This is a genomic window from Glutamicibacter sp. AGC84 (assembly GCF_053543575.1).
Genome location: NZ_JBLVOC010000003.1, coordinates 1 through 19955, shown reverse-complemented (window position 1 = coordinate 19955; position 19955 = coordinate 1). Strand labels below are relative to the sequence as shown.

Here is a 19955-nt window from a genome sequence, read left to right as displayed (position 1 = left end):
CGCGACGGAAGGAAGATGTGGGTCTGGAGAATCTGAAGGAATCCGCCAAGGCGCTCATTACGCTGGGGCCTGCCCGCAAGGACCATTGGATCGGCCTGCGCACCGGCATCGGTGTTTTTGCGCCTCTGATCACGCTCTTCGCGATTGACCGGCTGGATCTTGTGGTCTTTGCCGTGTTCGGCGCCTTTACCGGCGTGTATGGGCGCGTGGACGGCTACTGGAACCGGTTGCGGATGCAGGTGCGTTCCGGGGCCTTGTTCTTCGCGGTAATCGCCCTGGCGCTGGCCGCTTCGCACTGGTGGATCGACCATTCGGACCCTGGAATCAAGCAGTGGCAAGTAGTTGGCGCGACGACTCTCGTGGCCGGTGCCTGCTCGGTGCTGGTGGGTTTCATGCGGCTGCGGCCCGGCGGTTCGCTGTTCCACATCTTCGCATTTGCGGCAATTGCCTCGATCCCCGTCCCCGCGCCAATCGGCGAAGCCCTGCTCGTGTCGGCCTTGACGATCTTGTTGTCGGTAGCCATCGGTGCGGCCGGTGCACTCGGGCAGTGGACCAGCTTGTGGAAGCGCACCGCGCTGCCGCCACTATCGGATAACGTCCGCAAGGCCATCTGGTGGGAAGGGCTGTTCTACATCCTGACGGCCGGCGTGGCCGGTGCCTTGGCCAATACCGTGGGCAGCAGCCTGGAAGCCGGGCACAACTACTGGGCGATGGTGGCCGCGGTGGTTCCCCTGGTCGGGCACACCACGACCTTGCGCATCCGGCGCGGCGTGCACCGAATGCTCGGCACCCTGGCAGGCATGGTCCTGATGGCGATCTTGATCTTCCTGAACCCGCAGGTCTGGATCCTGCTCGCCTTCATCGCCATATGCCAATTCATGGCCGAGCTGCTGGTCATGCGCAACTATTTCCTGGCGCAGGTTTTCATTACCCCGATGGCGCTCGTGGGCGTCTCGCTGGTGACGGGCCTGAGCGGCTCGGTGATGTACGACCGCGTGGTCGAGACCCTGATCGGCTGCACCGTGGGCATGCTCGGGGTGCTCTTGGGAAGCTGGGTTGGATCGATCATCAAGCGCCGGCAGGGAATCATTCCAAACAGCGGGCAGCAGGGCTAGATATTTACTCCGACATGGGCTAATGCCTGACGGAGAATATTTTCTCGACCGCCAGCGAACTCGCCTTGGATATCCGCGCTGAGCGCTTCGCTGGGCGAAAGCCAGGTCAGCTCCAACGCATCGGAGCGAGGGCTGGTCTCGCCGCGAACCGGCACGATGTAGCACATGGATACGGCATGCTGGCGATCATCGGTCAGGCCGGTTTCGCTCGGCGCCGGGAAGTATTCTGCAACGGTGAATGGCACCGGTGAAGCCGGAAGCTGCGGAAGCACCATGGTGCCCAGGTCCTTTTCGATGTGGCGGATCAACGCGGCGCGTATGGTCTCGCGGTACATCACTCGCCCCGAAACGAAGGTGCGCAGCATGCGCCCGTCATCATCGCCGGTGAGCAGCAGGCCCACCTCGTTGACGTAGCCCAGCGGGTCCAGGCGCACGGGAATGGCCTCGACGTAGAGCATGGGCAGGCGCTGCCGTGCCTCGTAGAGGTCTTCTTCGGAGAGCCATCCAGGGTATGGGTCAGGAGTGCGCACGTTCATGGTTCTATCTTCGTACACAAACCCTCGACATTCCGTGAAGCTGGATCTGTGTTGCCGAACTCACCTATAAGGTTTCCTGCACCCCTAGTGCACCGCAATCCCAAGCGATAAAATCGATAGAGCTATTTGAACTTCCTTGCCCGGCGAAGCAGCCGCAAGCGTCAGATAGCGTTTCCTTTTTCCGAATCCTCGTGGAAGCAGATTCCTGCCGTGACGAACGCTCCAGAACGACTGAGCAAACAGAACTTCACCACGATTGCGGTGCTGATTGTTTCCAGCTTCGTGGTCATCCTGAACGAAACCATCATGAACGTGGCCCTGCCTGTTCTGATGGATGAATTCAATGTCACCGCTGACGCAATTCAGTGGCTGTCAACCATCTTCATGCTGACTATGGCCGTGGTCATTCCAATGACCGGCTTCCTGCTTCAGCGGATGAGCATCCGCAATGTCTTCGTCTTGGCCATGGGCCTGTTCACTCTGGGCACCCTGCTGGCTGCCCTCGCGCCGGGCCTGAGCGTCCTGCTGGTGGCCCGCGTGATCCAGGCCAGCGGCACCGCCATCATGATGCCGCTGCTGATGACCACCATCTTGCATCTGGTCCCTGCTGAGCGCCGCGGCGTGCTGATGGGCAATGTCTCCATCGTGATCTCCGTAGCCCCGGCCATCGGCCCGACGGTATCCGGACTGATCCTGCAGTACCTGTCGTGGCGATTCATGTTCATCGTGATCATCCCGATCGCGGTAGCGGCTCTGCTGATCGGCACCCCTCGACTGTCCAAGGACGTTGACGGCGCCTCGACGCCGCTGTCCATTCCTTCGCTGATTCTGGCCATCCCGGGTTTCGGCGGCCTGGTCTACGGCCTCAGCGGCTTGTCGGTTGGCGTCACCCCGCTGAACCTGGGCATCCTTGTTGGCGCGATTCTGTGCCTGCTCGCTTTCGTTTTCCTGCAGCTGAACCTGCAGAAGGAAGACAAGGCGCTGCTGGATCTGCGTCCGCTGAACTACAGGGCTTTCACCCTTTCGCTGGTGCTGATGATGTTCTCGATGATTTCGCTGTTCGGCGTGATCATCCTGCTGCCGATGTTCTTCACCAACGTGTTGGGCATTGAAACCCTGACCACCGGTTTGATCATGCTCCCGGGCGGTCTGCTGATGGGTGTCCTGGCGCCATTGGTCGGAAAGCTCTACGACAAGGTCGGCGCCCGTCCGCTGATCGTTCCCGGCGCCCTGGTGCTGCTGGTTTCGCTGCTGGGCTACGCGGTGGTCCTGGATGTGGACACTCCGATCTGGCTGCTGGTGGTCATGCACCTGGTGATGAGCTTGGGCCTGGCCTTCATCTTCACCCCGGCCTTCACCACTGCGCTGAACCCGCTGCCGCACAGCCTGCACTCGCACGGTTCGGCCCTGCTCTCGACATTGCAGCAGTTGGCGGGCGCCATGGGCACCGCCCTGCTGGTTGGCGTTGTCGCCTCATCCACCGCCGCGAAGATCGCAGCTGGCAGCGATCCGCTGACCGCTTCGGTCGAAGGCTTCCAGCCTGGCTTCCTGATCGGTGCCGGCTGCAGCGTCGGCATCGTGGTGATCGGCTTCCTGCTTGGGGGCAAGAAGAAATCGGCTGGAGTCGAAGCCGAGCCTGCGACGGTTCCGAGCCACTAGGCTGCAGGACAGTGCAAGGACCGCTGGATCCCATCGCGGGGTCCAGCGGTTTTTCCATGCCCGCGGGCAAGATTCTTCGCCTCCACGCAACTGGCCAGTAATGTAGATCACAAGACCACTGTCTACAAAGGGGTAAACATGCAGTTGCAGGATTCAGTCGCTCTGGTCACCGGCGGCCTATCGGGATTGGGACGCGCCACGGCGCAGAAGCTGGCCGCCGCCGCCAGGCATGTGGTGGTACTCGACCTGCCGCGTGAGGACGGCGATGAAATCGCCGCCGAGATCGGCGCGAATGTCCGCTTCGTGCCAGCTGATGTCACTGACGCGCAGCAGGTGGCTGCCGGCATCGAACGTGCCAAGGAACTTGGCGCCCTGCGGGTGCTGGTCAATTGCGCCGGTGTGGCAACACCGGGCAAGGTGCTGGGCCGCGAGGGAGTGCTGCCGCTGGAGCGCTTCGCCAAGGTGCTGGACATCAATGTCAACGGCACCTTCAACGTGATCCGCCTGGCCGCAGAAGCCATGGCGCATAGCGAAGCGCTGAGTGATGAGCAGGGGAGCACCGAACGCGGGGTCATCATCAACACTGCGTCGGTGGCGGCCTTTGACGGCCAGATCGGGCAGCCGGCCTATGCGGCCTCCAAGGGAGCAGTAGCGGCCATGACCCTGCCGCTGGCCCGCGAGCTGGCGAACCACCAGATCCGCGTCATGACCATCGCACCGGGCATTTTCCACACGCCGATGATGGCCGGCCTGCCGCAGGCTGCCCAGGACTCGCTCGGAGCCCAGGTGCCGCATCCTTCGCGTCTTGGACGTCCGGAAGAATACGCGGCATTGGTGGAGCACATCGTGGCCAACCCGATGCTCAACGGCGAAACCATTCGCCTTGATGGAGCCATCCGCATGGCGCCACGCTAGGCACCCGTGGCGGGCGCGGCCAGTCCTAGAACTCTATGGGCTTGCCGCGCTGCGCACGGTGCTCGGCATGGCTGATCTGGAACCGGCGGTTCTCGGCCATCAGGAAGACCAGCAAGGCCATGAAGATCCAGACCGCGCAGACCCACAGCGGTGCGGACTCATTGAGCCAGCCCTGGATGGCAGCGGCGATCATGCAGATTCCGAAGCCGCTGGCAAAGGCGTGGCGGCCGCGCTCCGAGTGGGCGAAGGCGGCGGCAACCACTGAAATTCCGGCCGTCACCACCACAGCAAGAAGTCCCTGCCCGCCGTCGTTCCATCCGGCGGCGGCAAACCAGAGCTGCAGGGCATAGACCAGGCTGGAACCGGCAAAGAAGCTTACCGGGGCATCCGTTGCCCAGCGCTCCAAGCGGTTTCGCGCAGTATTCCTGTTCAGCTGGAGCACGCCGTACAGGGATAGCAGCGAAGCGATGGTTGCCAGGATGGCCGCGCTGATGGCCAAGAACCCGGAGGCCAGGGTGATGGCGCAGGCCATCATTGCTGTGGCCGGGATCGAATAAAGGGAAATGATTCGCTGGCGTCGCGCCGAAAGCTGGTCGCGGCGCAGCGAAAACGCGGCGCTCAGGACCAGCGCGATGGCAGTTGCCGGCCACAACACCGAATGCACCAGGCTGGTATCCAGCAGGCTGGACGGCGCGCGTCCATGCAGGCCGGAAGGCAACGCCAACGAGGTCAGCAGCAGCAATAAGCCCGAAGCGCCCAAGAGGTAGCCGCGGACCGTGTCGAAAGGTTCCACTGCAGGGTTGGGGCGATGATCCGGCGCCGCGTAGGGCAACACGAAGGAGGACCGTTCTGCCGCCGAAGCAATGGCAGACTGGGCCGACTCCACCAGGGAATCGAGTTGCGGGGTCCGCTGGTGTTCGGCCATCTTGCCTTCATCCTTACGGGTCACGGGATAATAGGCACCAGCCTAGGGCAATTCTTCCCCCGTGAGAAGGGGTTATGGGACCGACGGCGCTTCCAGTAGCCGCTGTTGCGAACTGAAGCTGCGCGCGTGGCCGGTCAGCGGATCAGTGAAGGAAATGGTGTGCGCCAGCAACTGCAGCGGGCGCCGGTAGTCATCCGGGGCCAGATCCCACAACCGCGGATAGAACGCATCATTGATGATGCCCAGGCCCAAGGAAGCCAGGTGCACCCGCAGCTGATGAGTCTTGCCCGATCGCGGTTCCAAATCCATCAAGGCGACCTCCAGCCCGGCATGGAAACCGGTGCTCGTCCCGATCGCCTCGAGCTTGACCAGGGTCTGGGCGTTCGGCTCGCCTTCTTCCACAATGGAACGCAGCTGGCCTTTGACCTTGGCCATCCGGTTCTCGAAGAGCAGCGGCATCCGCTGCAGCAGGCCACGCAGCTCGGATTCCCGTTTGACCTGCGAATGCTCCCCATTTGGATGCAGCACCCGTCCAGTTTCCAGGCCTTCGCCCGGCTGCAAGGCGACCACCGCCTTGTAGCGCTTGGCGATCTCGCGGCGTTCGAAGAGCATCTGGTAATCGCCGCGGGTCGCCGGATTCACCGCGAAAAGAATGACCCCGGCGGTGGCCCGGTCCAGCCGGTGCATCGGCACCAAATCATCGATGCCGGTCTGGTTGCGCAAGCGCACCAGCGCGGATTCCTGGATGAAGCGTCCGCCGGGTGTGGTGGGGAGGAAATGCGGCTTGTCCACGACCAGCAGATGCTCGTCTTGGTGCAGGATCCTGGCTTCAAAGGGAATGGGAGTTTCTACCGGCAGGGAACGGTAGTACCAAATGAATTCGTGCTCGCCCAGGGGCGTCTGGCGGGTGAGCGGAGCGCCGCCCAAGCCAACGATCTGCTGCTCATCGAAGCGGCGCAGGATGCCCTCTGGATCAACATGGCCGAAGCGCTCGAGCAAATAATCTGCGACAGTTGCCCACGAACCGGTCCGCGGGAGGCGAAGACGAGTTGCATTGACGCCGTTGCGCACGGGAAGCGGGGATTCCATAGCCATAGGGGCTATTCTCCCATCTTTGCCAGGACCGCGCAGGCCGCGGCCTGCTAGGATGGTTCGATGGCCATGCGTAAATACAGCGAAGTCGACGTCTTTTCTCCCACTGCATACCTGGGCAACCCCTTGGCTGTGGTCCACGATGCAGAAGGCCTGGCCAGCGGGCAGATGCAAGGATTTGCCAAGTGGACCAACCTGGCCGAGACCACGTTCCTGATGCAACCTGAGGATCCGGCCGCCGACTACCGGGTGCGGATCTTCTCTGCCACCCAGGAATTCCCCTTCGCCGGCCACCCGACGCTGGGCTCGGCCTTTGCCTGGCTGAAGGCCGGCGGGGTTCCCAAGAAGAAGGGGCGGGTCATCCAGGAATGCGCCGCCGGGCTGGTGGAGGTACGCGTTGAGCCGCAACGGCTATGGTTCGCTGCACCGCCGCTGACCCGCTACGAACCGGTTGCCGAATTGCTGGTGCAGCGCATCGCCGAGGTACTGGCGATTCCCCGGGAGCAGATCCAGGATGCCTCGTGGCTGGTCAACGGCCCGGAATGGATCGGGGTGAGGCTCTCCAGTGCGCAGCAGGTACTGGCCTTGGCCCCGGATCCCAACGCCCTGGGGACGCTGGCCATCGGGGTTGCAGGTCCGCAGGAGCCAGGGGCCGGCACGCAGTTCGAAGTGCGTGCTTTCGTCGGCGGGGATCCAGTGTGGGAAGACCCGGCCACCGGCAGCCTCAATGCGGGCCTGGCCCGGTGGCTGGCCGATTCCGGGTTGGCTCCCGAACGCTACATCGCCGCCCAAGGCACCGCGATCGGGTACCAGGGCCGGGTGCATCTGCGCGTGGAGGACGGCGTGGTCTGGGTGGGAGGCGACGTGAGCAGCTGCGTGCAGGGCGAAGTCGACCTCTAGGCTTGCAGCCGCGCCCCGCCGCCTAGGCCGCTGGCTGGCAGGAAGGGCACAGGTAGCAGTCCCGTTCGGCACCGGTGGAAGCCGAGGGAATGCGCAGCAGCCCGATGCGGGTTCCGCAGCGCAGGCAGGGCTTTGACGCCCGGCCGTAGACCCACAGCGGGTCGCGGGTGCGCGGCTGCCCGGTAGTCACCCGCCGCGACCGGTCCTTGTTCACCACCAGCAAGCGGTGGGCCAGTTCGATTATTGCCGGCAGGCCGGCCACCTCGCCCACCGCGGTGAGCGGATGCACGCGCCGCAGGAACAGGATCTCGCTGCGGTAGACATTTCCCACCCCGGCCATGATCCGCTGGTCCAGCAGCGCTTGGCCGATGCCCAGCTGCGGATCGGCGCGAAGGTTGTCCAGCGCCCGTTGCGCATCCCAGTCCGGCCCGAGCAGGTCGGGTCCCAGATGGCCGACCACCTCGGACTCCTGTTCGGTTGGCAGCAGTTTCACCTGGGCGATCTCGAAGCCCACGGCCGTGGCGTTTGCTGTTTCCAGCACCACCCGGGCGGTATGCGCCGGGCGCTTCCAGCGTTCGCCTGGCGCATAGAGATCCCAGCGCCCTTCCATGAGCAGATGCGAATGCAAGGTCAGCGCAGGCTGGGCGAAGGCCGGGTTCGCAGTAGCCGGCGGCTGCAGGCGCATCAGCAGGTGCTTGCCCCGGGGGATGACCTCGCGCACCGTGTACCCGGCGACGTCCACGGTGGCCAGGGCCGGGACGCGGAAATCGGAGGCCAGCAGGATTTCGCCGGCCAGCGCCTGGTGCAGGCGGGCGGTGGCGCGGTAGACGGTATCGCCTTCGGGCATGGGCAGCGCTCCTTCGATAGCGGGTCAGCGGCGGAAGCGGATGCCTTGGGGCGTCGCATAGAAACCGGCGCCCAGCAGGGCGGCGCCGACCGGATGGTCCTGCACCGGCTGCCCGTCGACCGTGGCGATGGCGATCTTGTCGACCTGGGCGGTGCGCAGCGCGGCGACCATCGCCGTGGCGAGGATGCGCCAGGACGGTTCGGGCAGCTGCCCGAAGGTCAGCACCGTGCGACCGCCGCGCTCCAGATAGAGGCTCAGGACCCCGTCGAGCAGCCCGACGATTGCGCCGGCCTTGCGCCCGGGGCGGTGCCCGGTTTCGGTCGCAGGCCAAGCCAGCGCCGCGCCATAGGGGTTCGCCGGATCGGTGGAAGCCAGCACCGTGGCCACCGGCTGGCGGCGCGGGTCATCGGCCAGCTGGAATCCGCGCAGCCGGTCAATGGTGGTGGAGGTGGAGAACTGGGCGGCGCCGAGCTTCTCGACGAAGTAGCCGCGCCGGGCATGGCCAGCTTCTTCCAGCTTCGAGAGCACCCGGTAGAGCTGGCCGAAGCCGCCGGGCACCGACTCGGCGGCCACCGAGCCGCGGGTGAGCACCCCGTAGCGTTCCAGCATGATTTCCGCGGTGGCGTGGGCGCTGATCGTGGGGTCCGCTACCGGTGCGGGCAGCAGCGACCAGCGGGCCGCGCCGCGCGAGCCGCGCGCCGGCCCGCCGGCTTGTTCCCGGGCCAGCCGGTTCAGCCCGGAGAGCCGGTTCAATCGTGCGGCGCGGGCCCGCGGGGCGGGCTTGGCGATTTTGTGCGCGGTGCTTCCGCCGGCCAGATAGCCGCGGATCGGCGCCATGGTATCCGGGGAAATATACCCGGCCCAGAACAGCCTCCAGCAGGATTCGGCGACCTCGTGGCTGCTGGCCGCCGGCTCATCGCTGCGGTGGATGCGTCCGGCCAGCTCCTCGGCGAAGTAGGCGCCGGTGGACTCGAAGGCCTGGAGCACGCGCAGGTCCAGGGCTTGCAGCGCGCTGGCATCGGGCTGGGGAAGGCTCAGCGCTGCATGCTCGGCGGTGTGCAGCGACAGCCAGCCGTCCTTGCCGCCGGCGGCTCCGGCGCCGCAGATCAGGATATCCCCGGAGCTGCACAGCTCATCCAGCCAGGAATTCTGGTAGCCCCTCAGCCGGGCCGGGAGCACGAAGGACTCCAAAGCGGAGGCGGGGACCTCGGCGCCGGCGAGCTGGGCAACGATTTCATAGGCGCCGTCGGCTCCCTGCAGCGAAGAACCGATCTGCTGCCAGGCCGGAAGGAAGCGCCCGTAGGTGTCCTGGTCCACCGGCTCCACCTCGGCACGCAGTGCCGCCAGGGATCGGGTGCGGATGGTGCGCAGCACCGACACGTCGCAGTATTCGTCGCCGGCCACGCCTTCGGGGACGAGCTCCAGCGGGCGGAAGGCCCCCAGCGACAAGCGGCCGGCGGCCACCAGCTGGTCGAGAACCGGGCGCAGCACCGCGACGCCCAGTCCCAGCTGCGCGGCCAGCTCCCCGAGGGTGAACGGGGCGTGGGTGCGGGCGAAGCGCGAGACCAGGTCCTGGATCGGAGCGGTGGCAGGCTCCAGGAAGGCCGCCGGGATGCCGGTGGGCAGCGGGGTGCCCAGCGCATCGCGCAGCTTGGCGGCATCCTCGATGGCCGCGTACACCAGCTGGCCGGAGCGGCGCAGGGTGAAAGCCCGGCGCGTGGAAACCAGGGCCTCGGCGTGGGCCCGGGCGCTGGCAGGATCTAGCGCCGCCTCGTCATCGGCCGGATCGCGCAGCCTGGCGGCCAGCTGCCCGGCATCCAGCGGACCCAGCAGGCGCAGCAGGTCCGCGGCGCCTTCCATGCCCGCCAACCGGCGGTTGGCTGCCAGATGCTGCAGCTGCTCCTGCAAGGCCGAGATGACTTGCGGGTCCAGCACCTCGCGCACGTCGTTGCGCCCGAGCAATTCGCCCAGCAGCACCGGATCCAGGCTCAGGGCGGCGGCGCGGCGTTCGGCCAGCGGCGCGTCGGATTCGTAGAGGAACTGCGCCACGTAGCCGAAAAGCAGGGATTGGGCGAAGGGCGAAGGCAGCTCGGTGGTCACTTCCACCAGGCGGATGGCCCGCGAGGAGATGCTGGAGAGGATCCTGGACAATGCCGGCAGATCATAGACATCATTCAGGCATTCGCGCACGGTTTCCAGGATGATCGGGAAATCCGGGTAGTTGCGGGCCACATCCAGCAGCTGGCTGGCACGCTGGCGCTGCTGCCACAGCGGGGTGCGCTTGGTCGGGTTGATCCGCGGCAGCAGCAGCGCGCGGGCGGCGCATTCGCGGAAGCGGGAGGCGAACAACGCGGAATTGGCCACCTGCGAGGTGACCACCTCGATGATCTCGTCGGCTTCGAAGGCGAAGAGGTCCGCCCCGGGCGGCTCATCATCCATGGCGGGGATGCGCAGCACGATCCCGTCGTCGGCGGCCATCGCCGAGGCGTCCAGCCCCCAGCGTTCGCGGACCCGTGCGCCGACGGCCAGCGCCCACGGGGCGTGCACGGCCAAGCCGAACGGGGAGTGCAGGATGACCCGCCAGTCGCCCAGCTCGTCGTGGAAGCGCTCGATCACGAAATTCTGGTGGTTGGGCACCTGGCCGGTGGCCCGGCGCTGCTCGTCCAGGTAGTTGAGCAGATTGTTCGCGGCGAACGGATCCAGCCCGCTGCCGTGCAGCACTTCGGCCGCTTCGGTGCGTTCGCTGGCCAGCAGCTTCGTGGTGAATTCGCCCAGCGCCGCTCCGAGTTCCACCGGGCGTCCCAGCCCGTCGCCGTGCCAGAAGGGCAGCTTTCCGGGCTGGCCGAAGGCCGGGGTGACCAGCACCCGGTCGTGGGTGATGTCCTCGATGCGCCAGCTGGTCGCCCCGAGGGCGAAAATGTCCCCGACGCGCGATTCGTAGACCATTTCCTCGTCCAGCTCGCCCACGCGCTTGGGTGCCTTGTCATTCTCGGATCCGGCCAGGAAAACCCCGAACAGCCCGCGGTCCGGGATGGTGCCGCCGGAAATCACGGCCAGGCGCTGCGCGCCGGGCCGGGCGGTGAGGGTGCCGGCGTCCCGGTCCCAGATCAGCCGCGGCTTGAGCGTGGCGAATTCATCCGAAGGGTACTTGCCCGAGAGCATGTCCAAGGTGGCCAGATAGGCGCTGCGCGGCAGCTGCTGGTAGGGGGCGGCGCGGCGCACGGTGTCGAACCATTGCTCTACGTCCAAGTCGTCCATGGCCACCGCGGCCAGGGTCTGCTGCGCCAGCACATCCAGCGGGTTGGCGGGGATCACCATCTTCTCGATGGCTCCTTGGCGCATGCGGGTGACCACCAGGGCGGTGGAGAGCAGGTCCGCCCGGTGCTTGGGGAAGAAAGCGCCCCGGGAGACCGAGCCGACCTGGTGCCCGGCACGGCCCACGCGCTGCAGCCCCGAGGAGACCGAGTTCGGGGATTCGACCTGGATCACCAGATCCACCAGTCCCATGTCGATGCCGAGTTCCAGGGAGCTGGTGGCCACCACGGCGCGCAGCTTGCCCAGCTTCAGGTCTTCCTCGATCTGGGCGCGCGAATCCTTGGACACCGAGCCGTGGTGGGCACGGGCCAATAACGGAGCTTCCGGGTGCGCGGCAGCGGTGGAGCCGGCCTGGGCCATCATCGCGGCGGGGGTGGAGGTGGAAGCATCCTCGGCGCTGAATCCCTCGCGTTCGGCGTAGATTTCGTTCAGCCGCCCGGTCAGCCGCTCGGCCAGCCGGCGGGAGTTGGCGAAGATGATGGTCGAATGGTTCTCCAGCACCAGATCCACCAGCTGGTTCTCCACATGCGGCCAGATGCTCGCCGATGCCGCGGGGGAGGAACCCGGACCCAGATCATGCGCTCCGGCCGCGGAAGGCAGGTCGGTCATGTCTTCCACCGGGACGCGCACCGCCAACTCCCATTTCTTGGTGGACGGCGGGCGCACGATGTTCACCGGGGCGGATCCGGCCAGGAAGCGGGCCACTTCTTCGGGCGGCTCGACGGTGGCAGAGAGCCCGATGCGCTGGGCCGGGGCGGGCAGCAGCGCGTCGAGCCGTTCCAGTGACAGGGCCAAATGGGTTCCGCGCTTGGTATTGGCAATCGCGTGGACCTCATCGATGATGACGGTGTGCACCTCGGCAAGGGTCTTGCGTGCCTGGCTGGTGAGCATCAGGTACAGCGACTCGGGCGTGGTGATCAGGATTTCGGGCGGGTCCTTGAGCAGCTTGCGCCGGTCATTGGCCGGAGTGTCTCCCGAGCGCACTCCCACAGATACCGACGGCTGGGACAAGCCCATTTCGTGCGCGGTGGCGCGGATGCCAGCGAGCGGCGAACGCAGGTTGCGCTCCACATCGACCCCGAGGGCCTTCAGCGGAGAAATGTAGAGCACCTTGGTGCCATTGCCCGTTGGATGATCGGCATCGGAGTCCATCCCCGGCAATGCTGGAGCGTCAAGTTCCGCGTGGTGCAGCCGGTCCAGCGCCCAGAGGAACGCGGCCAGGGTCTTGCCCGAGCCGGTAGGCGCGATGACCAGGGTGTGCTTCCCGTCCGAGATGGATTCCCAGGCGCCACTCTGGGCAACCGTGGGCGCGGAGAAGACGTCGGTGAACCACTTGCGGGTGGCTGCGCCGAACCGGGACAGGACATCGCTCATGGAATCGATACTACGTTCTGCGAACGACAAGATCGGCCATTATCCGCCCGCCGTGATCTCCCGCAGGGCCGCCACATGGCTGACATAGGCCCGGCGTCCGGATTTGGTCAGCGAAACGCGCATATGGCTGCGCCCCAGCTTGGTGAACCGCTCGATGCCGATATACCCGGCATCGGCGAGCTGCTTGAGGTGCTTGCTCAAGACGGAGTCGGCGACATCGAGGATGCCGCGAAGGTGCGCGAATTCTGCCCCCTGCACCGGGGCGAGGCTGGCGCAAATGCGCAGGCGGATGGGTGCGTGGATCAGCTCGTCGAATTGCGCATTGCTAGATGGCTTGTTCATTTCCATCCTTGATGCGGGATTTGATGGTTTCGCGGCGCATGATCCACAGGGAACCGGTGAAGACAGCGGCCAATGCGAGGAATTTGGGTATCGCGAACAGCCAAGTCTGGGGAATCCAGAAGGTGCACAATTGCAGGGCGAGCATCATGAACAGCATGACAGCGATGTATTTGCCCGAGTGCCTCAATGCAGGACGGGACTTGGGCCGCTGGCGCGACCAGTAGGCGTACCAGGCGATCAATGGCACATAGAGCACCGGCGACCAGTACCAAAGGGCGATGTCGATGACTCCGTAGAGCGAAAAGATTGCCGCCGTGACGAGGCCCAGGACAATCATGAATGCCCCGGGGGCTTCGGTGGCGCTGACGGTGCCGCTCGCGGCTTCTTCGGCCGCGGCGAGTTGGGAAGCGGCTTCGCGCTCCGAGGGGATCTGCGAATTGTTCACCTGGCTAGACCGCCATTTCCTGGGCATCTTGCACACGGTCCTTGTCCCATGCCGCTTGCGCGGAGGAAAGCAAATGCCATAAGGCGGTGCAGGAAACGACTAATTTCGCACCGATGCTCCAAGGGTCCTCGGCGACCCAAAAGCGCAGGCACATCACGATCATTGAAGCCAGGAACGCGTACCAGCCGTAGGTTGCCGAGCTGCTGAGCAAAGGGCGCATCTTGGCGCGGCTGCGCGTAATCATGTAGTGCACTATGGCTGCAAGGACAGCCGCCGCGAATAACCCCAGAGCCATCTTCGGCGAAAGGACATGTTCAAGACTCATCGCGGTGCTCCCGAGCACCACGTACACGAAGAGGGTGGCCCGGGAAGAAGTGCCGGCAGCGACCATCTTGTTCGAGGCCTGGTCCACGGAGGCCAGGCGTTCCTCGGCGGTCAGCTTGTCGATTCGTTCTTGCCCCTCAGCCATGATTTCCCCACTTTCCGTTATGGAAAGTCTTGTCTTTCCAAGTTGGAACGTCAAGGGAATGGCTTAAACGTGATGGTACTTCCCGCCTGCCAGGATGTCCTGCGCACGGTAGAGCTGCTCGGTGAGGATCAAGCGCACCAGCTGGTGCGGGAAGACCAGCTTCGAAAGCGACCAGGTGAAATTGGCGCGCGCATGCACGGACACGTCCACGCCGTACGCGCCGCCGATGATGATCACGACGTTGCGCGAAGCATCAATCGGGGTGCGCAAAGTATTGGCCAACGCGGGGGAGTCCACGTTCTTTCCGCGCTCATCGAGCAGAACCACGAAGTCGCGGTCGTCGATTTTCGCCAGGATGCGGGCAGACTCCTCGGTGCGGGCCGCGTCGTTCTCGCGCGAGGAATGGTTCAGCAGCTGCCAGGTGAGATTGAAGGGCTTCTTCAGCCGCTTCTCGTAGCGGGAAATTCCCTCGTCCACCCAGGATTCGTGTTTCTTGCCAACTGCCAGCACCTTGATTGTCATGCTTCCATTGTTCCGCATCGATCGAGTTCAGCGCTTCGCGCTCGCCCCGATACGATGGAAGCCATGCGATCCTCATGGTATTTCCGGCAAGGCCAACGTTCCCGCGGCGCACAGGTGCTGTGGATCATTTTCGGGCTGGTTGTCGCCATGTTCTACTTCACCCGCAGGGTGCTGGTCTCCCTGCACGCGGGCGGATGGGCTAGGGATCTGGATGCCCCAGCCTACCAATGGGCACTGGAGCACCAGTCACCGTTCCTGTTTGCGGTCTCCGACTTCTTGTACTTCTGGGGATCCACACCGGGAATGACCATGATCATGCTGGTGATCACCTCATTGCTGTGCTGGAAAACCCGCAGCGCGTGGCCGTTGGCGGCCATCGCGTTCACTGCACTGGTCTCGGTCCTGCTGACCGTTATTCTCAAGACGAGCCTCCAGGTGCCGCGTCCCCAAGGCGTTCCCGGAGGCCCGGCGCCGCCGCAGACCTTTTCGTTCCCAAGCGGGCACACGCTGAACTCGGCCGCGCTGATCGGCATCGCCAGCTACCTGGCGATCATCTACGGGCTGCGCCGCTACGCGTACCTGATCTCCATCGTCGCGGCGCTATTCGTCCTGGCGATGGGAGCTTCCCGAATCTACATCGGGCACCACTGGGTCTCTGACGTGCTCGTGGGGTTGCTGATCGGGGCCGCATGGGCCGCCGTCGTGGCGATCCTGCACTACTACTTCGTGCCGCGGCCGCAGAAGCCCTAGTTTCACCGGTCCTGCCAATGCCGTGCCGCCAGAATACGTGGACGCTCTATCGGACCTTGAAGTTCTTCTCCAGTATGGCAATGAAGGCGAGGGCAGCCGGGCTGGGATTGAATTCACTCCAGGCAAGGTATTCCGTGCGTGAGGGCCCGTCGGACAGCGGGATGGCAACAAGTCCGCGATTGGACGGAACCAGCGCTTCGGACATCAAAGCAATCGCCAGGCCCTGAGCGGTGAGATCAAGCATCAGATCAACGTTCGTTGCTTCGAATGCGACGTGTCGGGACACTCCCACGGAGTCGAACGCTATGTCCGACTGCGCTCGCCCCGGTGAATTCGCAGGAAAATCCACGAAAAGCTCATCAGATAGGTCAACGAGACTCAGGCGCTGATTTTCTGCCAGTCGATGCCCGGCATCTAGCACGGCAACGAGTCGTTCACGAGCGAGAATCCGGGAAGCTACTTGTTTTGGAGCGGTGCTGCCGGGGAGGCCAAGCACGGCAACGTCCATGGAACCGGCCCGAATGGACTCGATGAACGCATTGCTGTCCCCGGTGCTTAAGCTGACGTGGACTACGGGGTTGTCGCGGTGGAATTCCCCCAATGCAGCTGGCAGATCGATCCCGGTAACCGTAGGAATGATTCCGACGCTGAGTTTGCCGCGGATTTCGCCGGTGGTGGCCAGTGCCTCGGAGACAGCGCGCTCTGCCGCTTCCAGGCTTGCTCGCGCCGATGGCAGGAAGGCAACCCCGGCTTCGGTCAGTTCGACCTTCCGGCTAGTTCGAGCGAATAGTTGAGTCCCGATTTCGTGCTCCAATACCTTGATTTGGTGGCTCAAGGCCGATTGGACCACATGGCAGCTTTGGGCAGCGCGCGTGAAGTTCTTGTGTTCTGCGACGGCAAGTGTGTTGAGTCATTGCGGAGTCGATACTTGTTTCTGGCCTCGTGCCAGGCAGTCCAGCTCACCCGGCTCTGTGCAGGCGGCGGTGACGGCACGTTCCTTTCGTTCGTGGCTACACTCTGCGAGGCCACCGTGGTCTCGATAGCACCCCCCGCATTCGCTGCGGCTTTTAGGGTCTCTACCCCTCCCTGAGTTTTGAGGGATTTAACGAGAGCGATACTGCTGACTATCGCTGCAGCTAAGCCACCCACACCGCCGAGCCACGCGGGGATCACTGCGCCCCAAAAATCTGTTCCACTCATGATGCAATCATAGTGTCACCTAATCGACACCAGTTTCATGTCGGAGGAGCGATCCCTGGGCGGATAACTGGCAGATTCATTTGCTGCAACGTCCCAAATATGGTGTCGTGTATGTCGCGATCCAAAGTAAGTTGTTACCCGTTATTGCTTAGCTATGAATGCCTTTTGCAGAACAGTGCAATCCGGGCATAGTCCCCAGTCATATGTCCGATGAAAAATGGAACGCGATCGCCAACGATTTCGTGAAGTCCATGGGCTTCGACGACAACGAGGGGACTAAGGCCCCGTGCCGTTGGGTTGCCGTGCATCACGGAGTCTCGAAGAACGGCAATGACCACATACACCTGGCCGTGAACCTGGTCCGTGAGGATGGCACCAAGGCCTCCGTCCATAACGACTTCCGTCGTGCGCAGGCCGCCGCGCGAGCTCTTGAAGTAGAGCATGGTTTGGAACCCCTGGAATCTGCCCAGGACCAACGCGCGACCCACGGTTCTGATCCTGCCGAACGCGAAGCCCAGGCACGTTCCCGTGCCCGAGCAAAGTACGAACGTACCCGCACCAAGCAGGGCAAGAAATCCCCATCATGGGAGTGCCTTTCCGGGGCCGACCGCAAGGAACACATCGCTGCGGAGCTACGCGCCGACCAGCCGCGTTTCCTGCTTTCCTTGAAGGTGCGAGCTGCATCGACGGCAAGTAGTAGCGAAGCGGAATTCGTGCGCCGGATGCGCCGTGACGGGCTGCTGGTCCGCGCCCGATTTGCAGATGGACGAACCGACGTTGTTACCGGCTATTCCGTGGCCGAGCGTCCCGAGGCCGGAGAACGGCCGATCTGGTACGGCGGGGGACACCTTGGCCGTGATCTGACGCTGCCGCGGCTACGTGATGGCTGGCCCGATACACCCACCGGAGCAACCGAGGCCGCCGCTGAGTGGAACGCTGCTAAGCGCGGCCGCCGCGTGGTCGCACCGGGCCGCGAAGCGCACGAACCCAATCCGGAATTGTGGGATCAGCGCAACGCTGAACTGCGTGAGCTGGTGGACCGGCTGCGCGCCGTCCCAGTCGATGACCGTGACACCTGGGCCACTGTGGCGCGCCAAACCTCCGGTGCCTTGGCCGCCTGGTCCAACGCAACCGAGAGCACGCCCGGACACCTCGCCGCCGCGGCCGAAGCGCTGTCCCGTTCGGCGCAAACATATGAACGTACCGTCACTCCTCAAAAGGCCGACACGGTGGCCCTGTCCAGTACAGCCATGCTCTTGGCTAGCGCCTCCCATGGGGGACAGGGCACTGTCGCCCAGGCGGCAATGGTGCGCCAGCTCTTGCGTCTGACCCAGACAGTGTATGACGCTTCCGTGGCAGGACAGCAGGCACGGCAAGCGAAGCTGTTGGCCGAGGACACTCGCGCACGGCTGGTCCGCGTTCGTGACGCCATGCCTCAGGTGCCTACCGCGGCCAGCGCCAATGGCACCGCCACGGCAACCATTGAACGCCCGAGCACGCTTGATCCCGAGGCACAGGCCATGCTTAATCGGCTGCACGCCGGGCAGGGCAAGCCCGCCACCGCGGCGGCTTCACCCATCCCCAACAAGATCGAGCCAGCCAAGACCCATCAGACCACCAAGCCGGGTACGGACCGCGGCCCGGAACGATAGAAAAGGGGGCCGATCATGGCCGAGGAAACAGATGGAATTGAGGAAGCCTTCCAAGGCCAATTGAGGGTCCTGGTCACCGCTGCCGGGCAAATTGCCGAACGGATGGGCAGAGCCCGCGAGGACGCTTTACGCCGAGCGCAAGCGTCCAGCGAGCAAGAAGCCCGCGAGCTGCAATCCCGGTTCGCCGCAGAACAGCGCGCCGCCCGAGCGGAGATGGGCAACGTACATCGCGCCGAGTGGTGGGACCGGGCCACCCCGGAACAGATCGGCCACACTTACCAGCTGGCCCGCGCCTGGTCCAAGGAAGAACCCGAAGCGGTTCGAGCTGAACAGAGGATGCGCGATGAGCTGCGCACCCGCTACTCGGTCGACGTCGACAACACGGGAGCGGACCCCGAGGCAGTCCGCCAGGCGGTCCAACGCGAGCTGGCCAAATCGGAGCACGACCGGGCGGCCGCGGCCGCCGAACAGTCGCGCTCCGAGCAGGAACGAGCCGAAGCGCGACGGCTGATGACGATGGCAGACCAGGACGAGCGCCGGGCCGGGGAATCCCGAGCGGCTGCCGAGCATGAGCCGGACCCCGAGGAACGCGTGCGTGCCGCCGCCGAAGCTGAACAGCGCGAGGCACAGGCCGACCGTGCCCGCGAGGACGGGCGCACCGTTTACGACAGCGCCGAGCGCCGTGCAGGCACCGCCCAGAGTCTCGAAGCCCAGGGTATTGACCGCGAGGTGGTGGCCACGCGCATGCGGGCTGACGTCAGTCAGGGCAAGCCCGCCACCGATGCGGTCAAGGGCGCCGGGAAGGCCAAAGCACCCAAGGGTCGTAAGATCCGCGGCCATGGAATCCAAGTCCAACGAGCGGGCCTGGATCGGTGAGAACAGAAGCGATTTGCAAAAATTTTTGGGGCGGTACCTGTTAGGTACGGCCCCAAAACATTTATCGTCTTACTGATAGCTTCAGATGTTCATAGGTGTAGGCAGAACCTTCATTATTCTTCTTTTTGTAGATAAGTCAATTCCATTGAATGTACTTCAATTGAGATTTCAGGTTTCGAGATCTCTGGAATCATTGAATATATGAACGAATTCATCTACTGAGTACCTGCCAGGTGGCTGTTTCCTTCAAAGTCATAAAGCAGTAATTCATGCTTATCGATATAAGATCAAGCCAAAAAAGGGGAGGACCTATGAACAGCTCTGTGCATCGAACGAAAACGGTTGTCTGGGGTGTGACGATGTCTCTAATGCTAGGGGCAATCGCAGGACCGGCATTTGGTTCTGAGCAGCTTGTGATATCATCAACGGCCACCGACTCAGACCAGAATGCAATGAACAGCGTGATACCAGGGATAGGAGTAGGAACTCCTGCTCCCCTTCCGATTAATTTTTCAGATCTCGGAGCGATGACTGTCACTAAATCAAGCATCAGTCTGAAAGATCCAGCTGGTCAGAATATTGCTTTAAAAAAGATCGATGGAGACGGTTCCGGGGAAGACTTTTATGAAGGCTTAACGAAGAATGGGAAAATAGTAGAAGTTCAGGTGCTGTCTGAAACACCGACCGCACCATTGGCAGATCCTGAGACCCTAGGAAGCCCAGATGACCCGGTCGATGAGGTCCCAGTTTCCGGCGAGTCAGATGGTTATGAGGTGGAGGCGGCTCCAAAGGTTGTCTCCGCGGCTGATTTCAAACCGGTGCTTGCTATCGCTAGTACGGCCACAACTGTGACCATTGCAGCTCCAGCCGGAACCGCAGTAAAAGATGTAGTTTCCTACGATTCCTCTGGCATCGTGGTGGCTATGCCAGCGAACAAAACTGAAAATAGTAATGGCTCCATCACGCTTCCTCGCGCTGAAGCGGCTGCAATGTTTGGTGTGGAGACCGAACAGGGAGACGA

General features: G+C 63.8%; 18 protein-coding genes and 1 pseudogene. 8 read left to right on the top strand and 11 right to left on the bottom strand.

Going from position 1 to position 19955, the window contains the following annotated elements:
- Positions 1 to 17: 17 nt before the first annotated feature.
- The gene (locus ACNPN0_RS01185; RefSeq protein ID WP_448938482.1) at positions 18 to 1115 is read left to right on the top strand and encodes an FUSC family protein; all 1098 of its coding nucleotides are present in this window, start codon (positions 18 to 20) and stop codon (positions 1113 to 1115) included.
- Here the strand turns inward: ACNPN0_RS01185 and ACNPN0_RS01180 are convergent.
- Entirely contained in the window at positions 1112 to 1651 is a 540-nt protein-coding gene (locus tag ACNPN0_RS01180) for an NUDIX hydrolase family protein (protein WP_448938483.1), read from the bottom strand. The two genes, ACNPN0_RS01185 and ACNPN0_RS01180, sit on opposite strands and share 4 nt — an antisense overlap.
- Positions 1652 to 1861: 210 nt before the next feature.
- Between ACNPN0_RS01180 and ACNPN0_RS01175 the strand changes: the two genes are divergently transcribed.
- Both ACNPN0_RS01175 and ACNPN0_RS01170 read left to right on the top strand, forming a co-directional pair.
- Positions 1862 to 3310: an MDR family MFS transporter gene (locus ACNPN0_RS01175; RefSeq protein ID WP_365943050.1), complete on the top strand. Its 1449-nt coding sequence runs from the start codon at positions 1862 to 1864 to the stop codon at positions 3308 to 3310.
- 138 nt (positions 3311 to 3448) lie between these two features.
- Positions 3449 to 4225 (top strand): SDR family NAD(P)-dependent oxidoreductase, encoded by a 777-nt coding sequence (locus ACNPN0_RS01170; RefSeq protein ID WP_448938484.1) that lies wholly within the window; start codon positions 3449 to 3451, stop codon positions 4223 to 4225.
- Positions 4226 to 4250: 25 nt separating this feature from the next.
- On the opposite strand, the gene ACNPN0_RS01165 is transcribed toward ACNPN0_RS01170, so the two are convergent.
- Positions 4251 to 5174 carry a hypothetical protein gene (locus ACNPN0_RS01165; protein WP_448938485.1) on the bottom strand — a complete coding sequence of 308 codons (924 nt, stop codon included), beginning with the start codon at positions 5172 to 5174 and terminating at the stop codon, positions 4251 to 4253.
- Positions 5175 to 5222: 48 nt separating this feature from the next.
- On the bottom strand, positions 5223 to 6245 hold the full coding sequence (locus tag ACNPN0_RS01160; protein WP_448938486.1) for a pseudouridine synthase: 1023 nt from the start codon (positions 6243 to 6245) through the stop codon (positions 5223 to 5225).
- Between the two features lie 60 nt (positions 6246 to 6305).
- On the opposite strand from ACNPN0_RS01160, the gene ACNPN0_RS01155 reads away from it, so the two are divergent.
- Positions 6306 to 7142, top strand: a complete 837-nt coding sequence (locus ACNPN0_RS01155; RefSeq protein ID WP_448938487.1) for a PhzF family phenazine biosynthesis protein — start codon at positions 6306 to 6308, stop codon at positions 7140 to 7142.
- A gap of 22 nt (positions 7143 to 7164) precedes the next feature.
- Here ACNPN0_RS01155 and ACNPN0_RS01150 read toward each other — a convergent pair whose 3' ends face one another.
- The 6 genes from ACNPN0_RS01150 to ACNPN0_RS01125 all read right to left on the bottom strand — a co-directional run bounded on the left by ACNPN0_RS01150 (position 7165) and on the right by ACNPN0_RS01125 (position 14456).
- Complete coding sequence (locus ACNPN0_RS01150) at positions 7165 to 7989, bottom strand: DNA-formamidopyrimidine glycosylase family protein (protein ID WP_448938488.1); 825 nt, start codon at positions 7987 to 7989, stop codon at positions 7165 to 7167.
- A gap of 24 nt (positions 7990 to 8013) precedes the next feature.
- Positions 8014 to 12678, bottom strand: coding sequence for an ATP-dependent helicase (locus ACNPN0_RS01145; RefSeq protein WP_448938831.1), 4665 nt, complete (start codon positions 12676 to 12678; stop codon positions 8014 to 8016).
- Positions 12679 to 12717: 39 nt separating this feature from the next.
- Positions 12718 to 13020 (bottom strand): transcriptional regulator, encoded by a 303-nt coding sequence (locus tag ACNPN0_RS01140; protein ID WP_448938490.1) that lies wholly within the window; start codon positions 13018 to 13020, stop codon positions 12718 to 12720.
- Entirely contained in the window at positions 13004 to 13465 is a 462-nt protein-coding gene (locus ACNPN0_RS01135) for a hypothetical protein (RefSeq protein ID WP_400343036.1), read from the bottom strand. Before ACNPN0_RS01135 ends, ACNPN0_RS01140 begins: the two co-directional genes overlap by 17 nt.
- 4 nt (positions 13466 to 13469) lie before the next feature.
- Entirely contained in the window at positions 13470 to 13934 is a 465-nt protein-coding gene (locus ACNPN0_RS01130) for a hypothetical protein (RefSeq protein WP_448938491.1), read from the bottom strand.
- A 63-nt stretch (positions 13935 to 13997) separates the two neighbouring features.
- Positions 13998 to 14456 (bottom strand): 23S rRNA (pseudouridine(1915)-N(3))-methyltransferase RlmH, encoded by a 459-nt coding sequence (locus ACNPN0_RS01125; protein ID WP_448938492.1) that lies wholly within the window; start codon positions 14454 to 14456, stop codon positions 13998 to 14000.
- A 63-nt stretch (positions 14457 to 14519) separates the two neighbouring features.
- Here ACNPN0_RS01125 and ACNPN0_RS01120 point away from each other — a divergent pair, with 63 nt between their 5' ends.
- Positions 14520 to 15206, top strand: coding sequence for a phosphatase PAP2 family protein (locus tag ACNPN0_RS01120; RefSeq protein ID WP_434692422.1), 687 nt, complete (start codon positions 14520 to 14522; stop codon positions 15204 to 15206).
- Between the two features lie 46 nt (positions 15207 to 15252).
- On the opposite strand, the gene ACNPN0_RS01115 is transcribed toward ACNPN0_RS01120, so the two are convergent.
- Positions 15253 to 15870, bottom strand: coding sequence for a LysR substrate-binding domain-containing protein (locus ACNPN0_RS01115; RefSeq protein ID WP_434692733.1), 618 nt, complete (start codon positions 15868 to 15870; stop codon positions 15253 to 15255).
- A gap of 93 nt (positions 15871 to 15963) precedes the next feature.
- A pseudogene (locus ACNPN0_RS01110) lies at positions 15964 to 16095 on the bottom strand (LysR family transcriptional regulator); the annotation flags it as partial.
- A gap of 514 nt (positions 16096 to 16609) precedes the next feature.
- On the opposite strand from ACNPN0_RS01110, the gene ACNPN0_RS01105 reads away from it, so the two are divergent.
- The 3 genes from ACNPN0_RS01105 to ACNPN0_RS01095 all read left to right on the top strand — a co-directional run.
- Positions 16610 to 18058, top strand: coding sequence for a relaxase/mobilization nuclease domain-containing protein (locus ACNPN0_RS01105; protein WP_448938493.1), 1449 nt, complete (start codon positions 16610 to 16612; stop codon positions 18056 to 18058).
- Positions 18059 to 18073: 15 nt separating this feature from the next.
- A complete protein-coding gene (locus tag ACNPN0_RS01100) occupies positions 18074 to 18934 on the top strand; it encodes a hypothetical protein (RefSeq protein WP_448938494.1) in 861 nt (286 codons plus the stop codon).
- 311 nt (positions 18935 to 19245) lie between these two features.
- A partial coding sequence (locus ACNPN0_RS01095) for a hypothetical protein (protein WP_448938830.1) occupies positions 19246 to 19955 on the top strand: 710 nt, incomplete at its 3' end.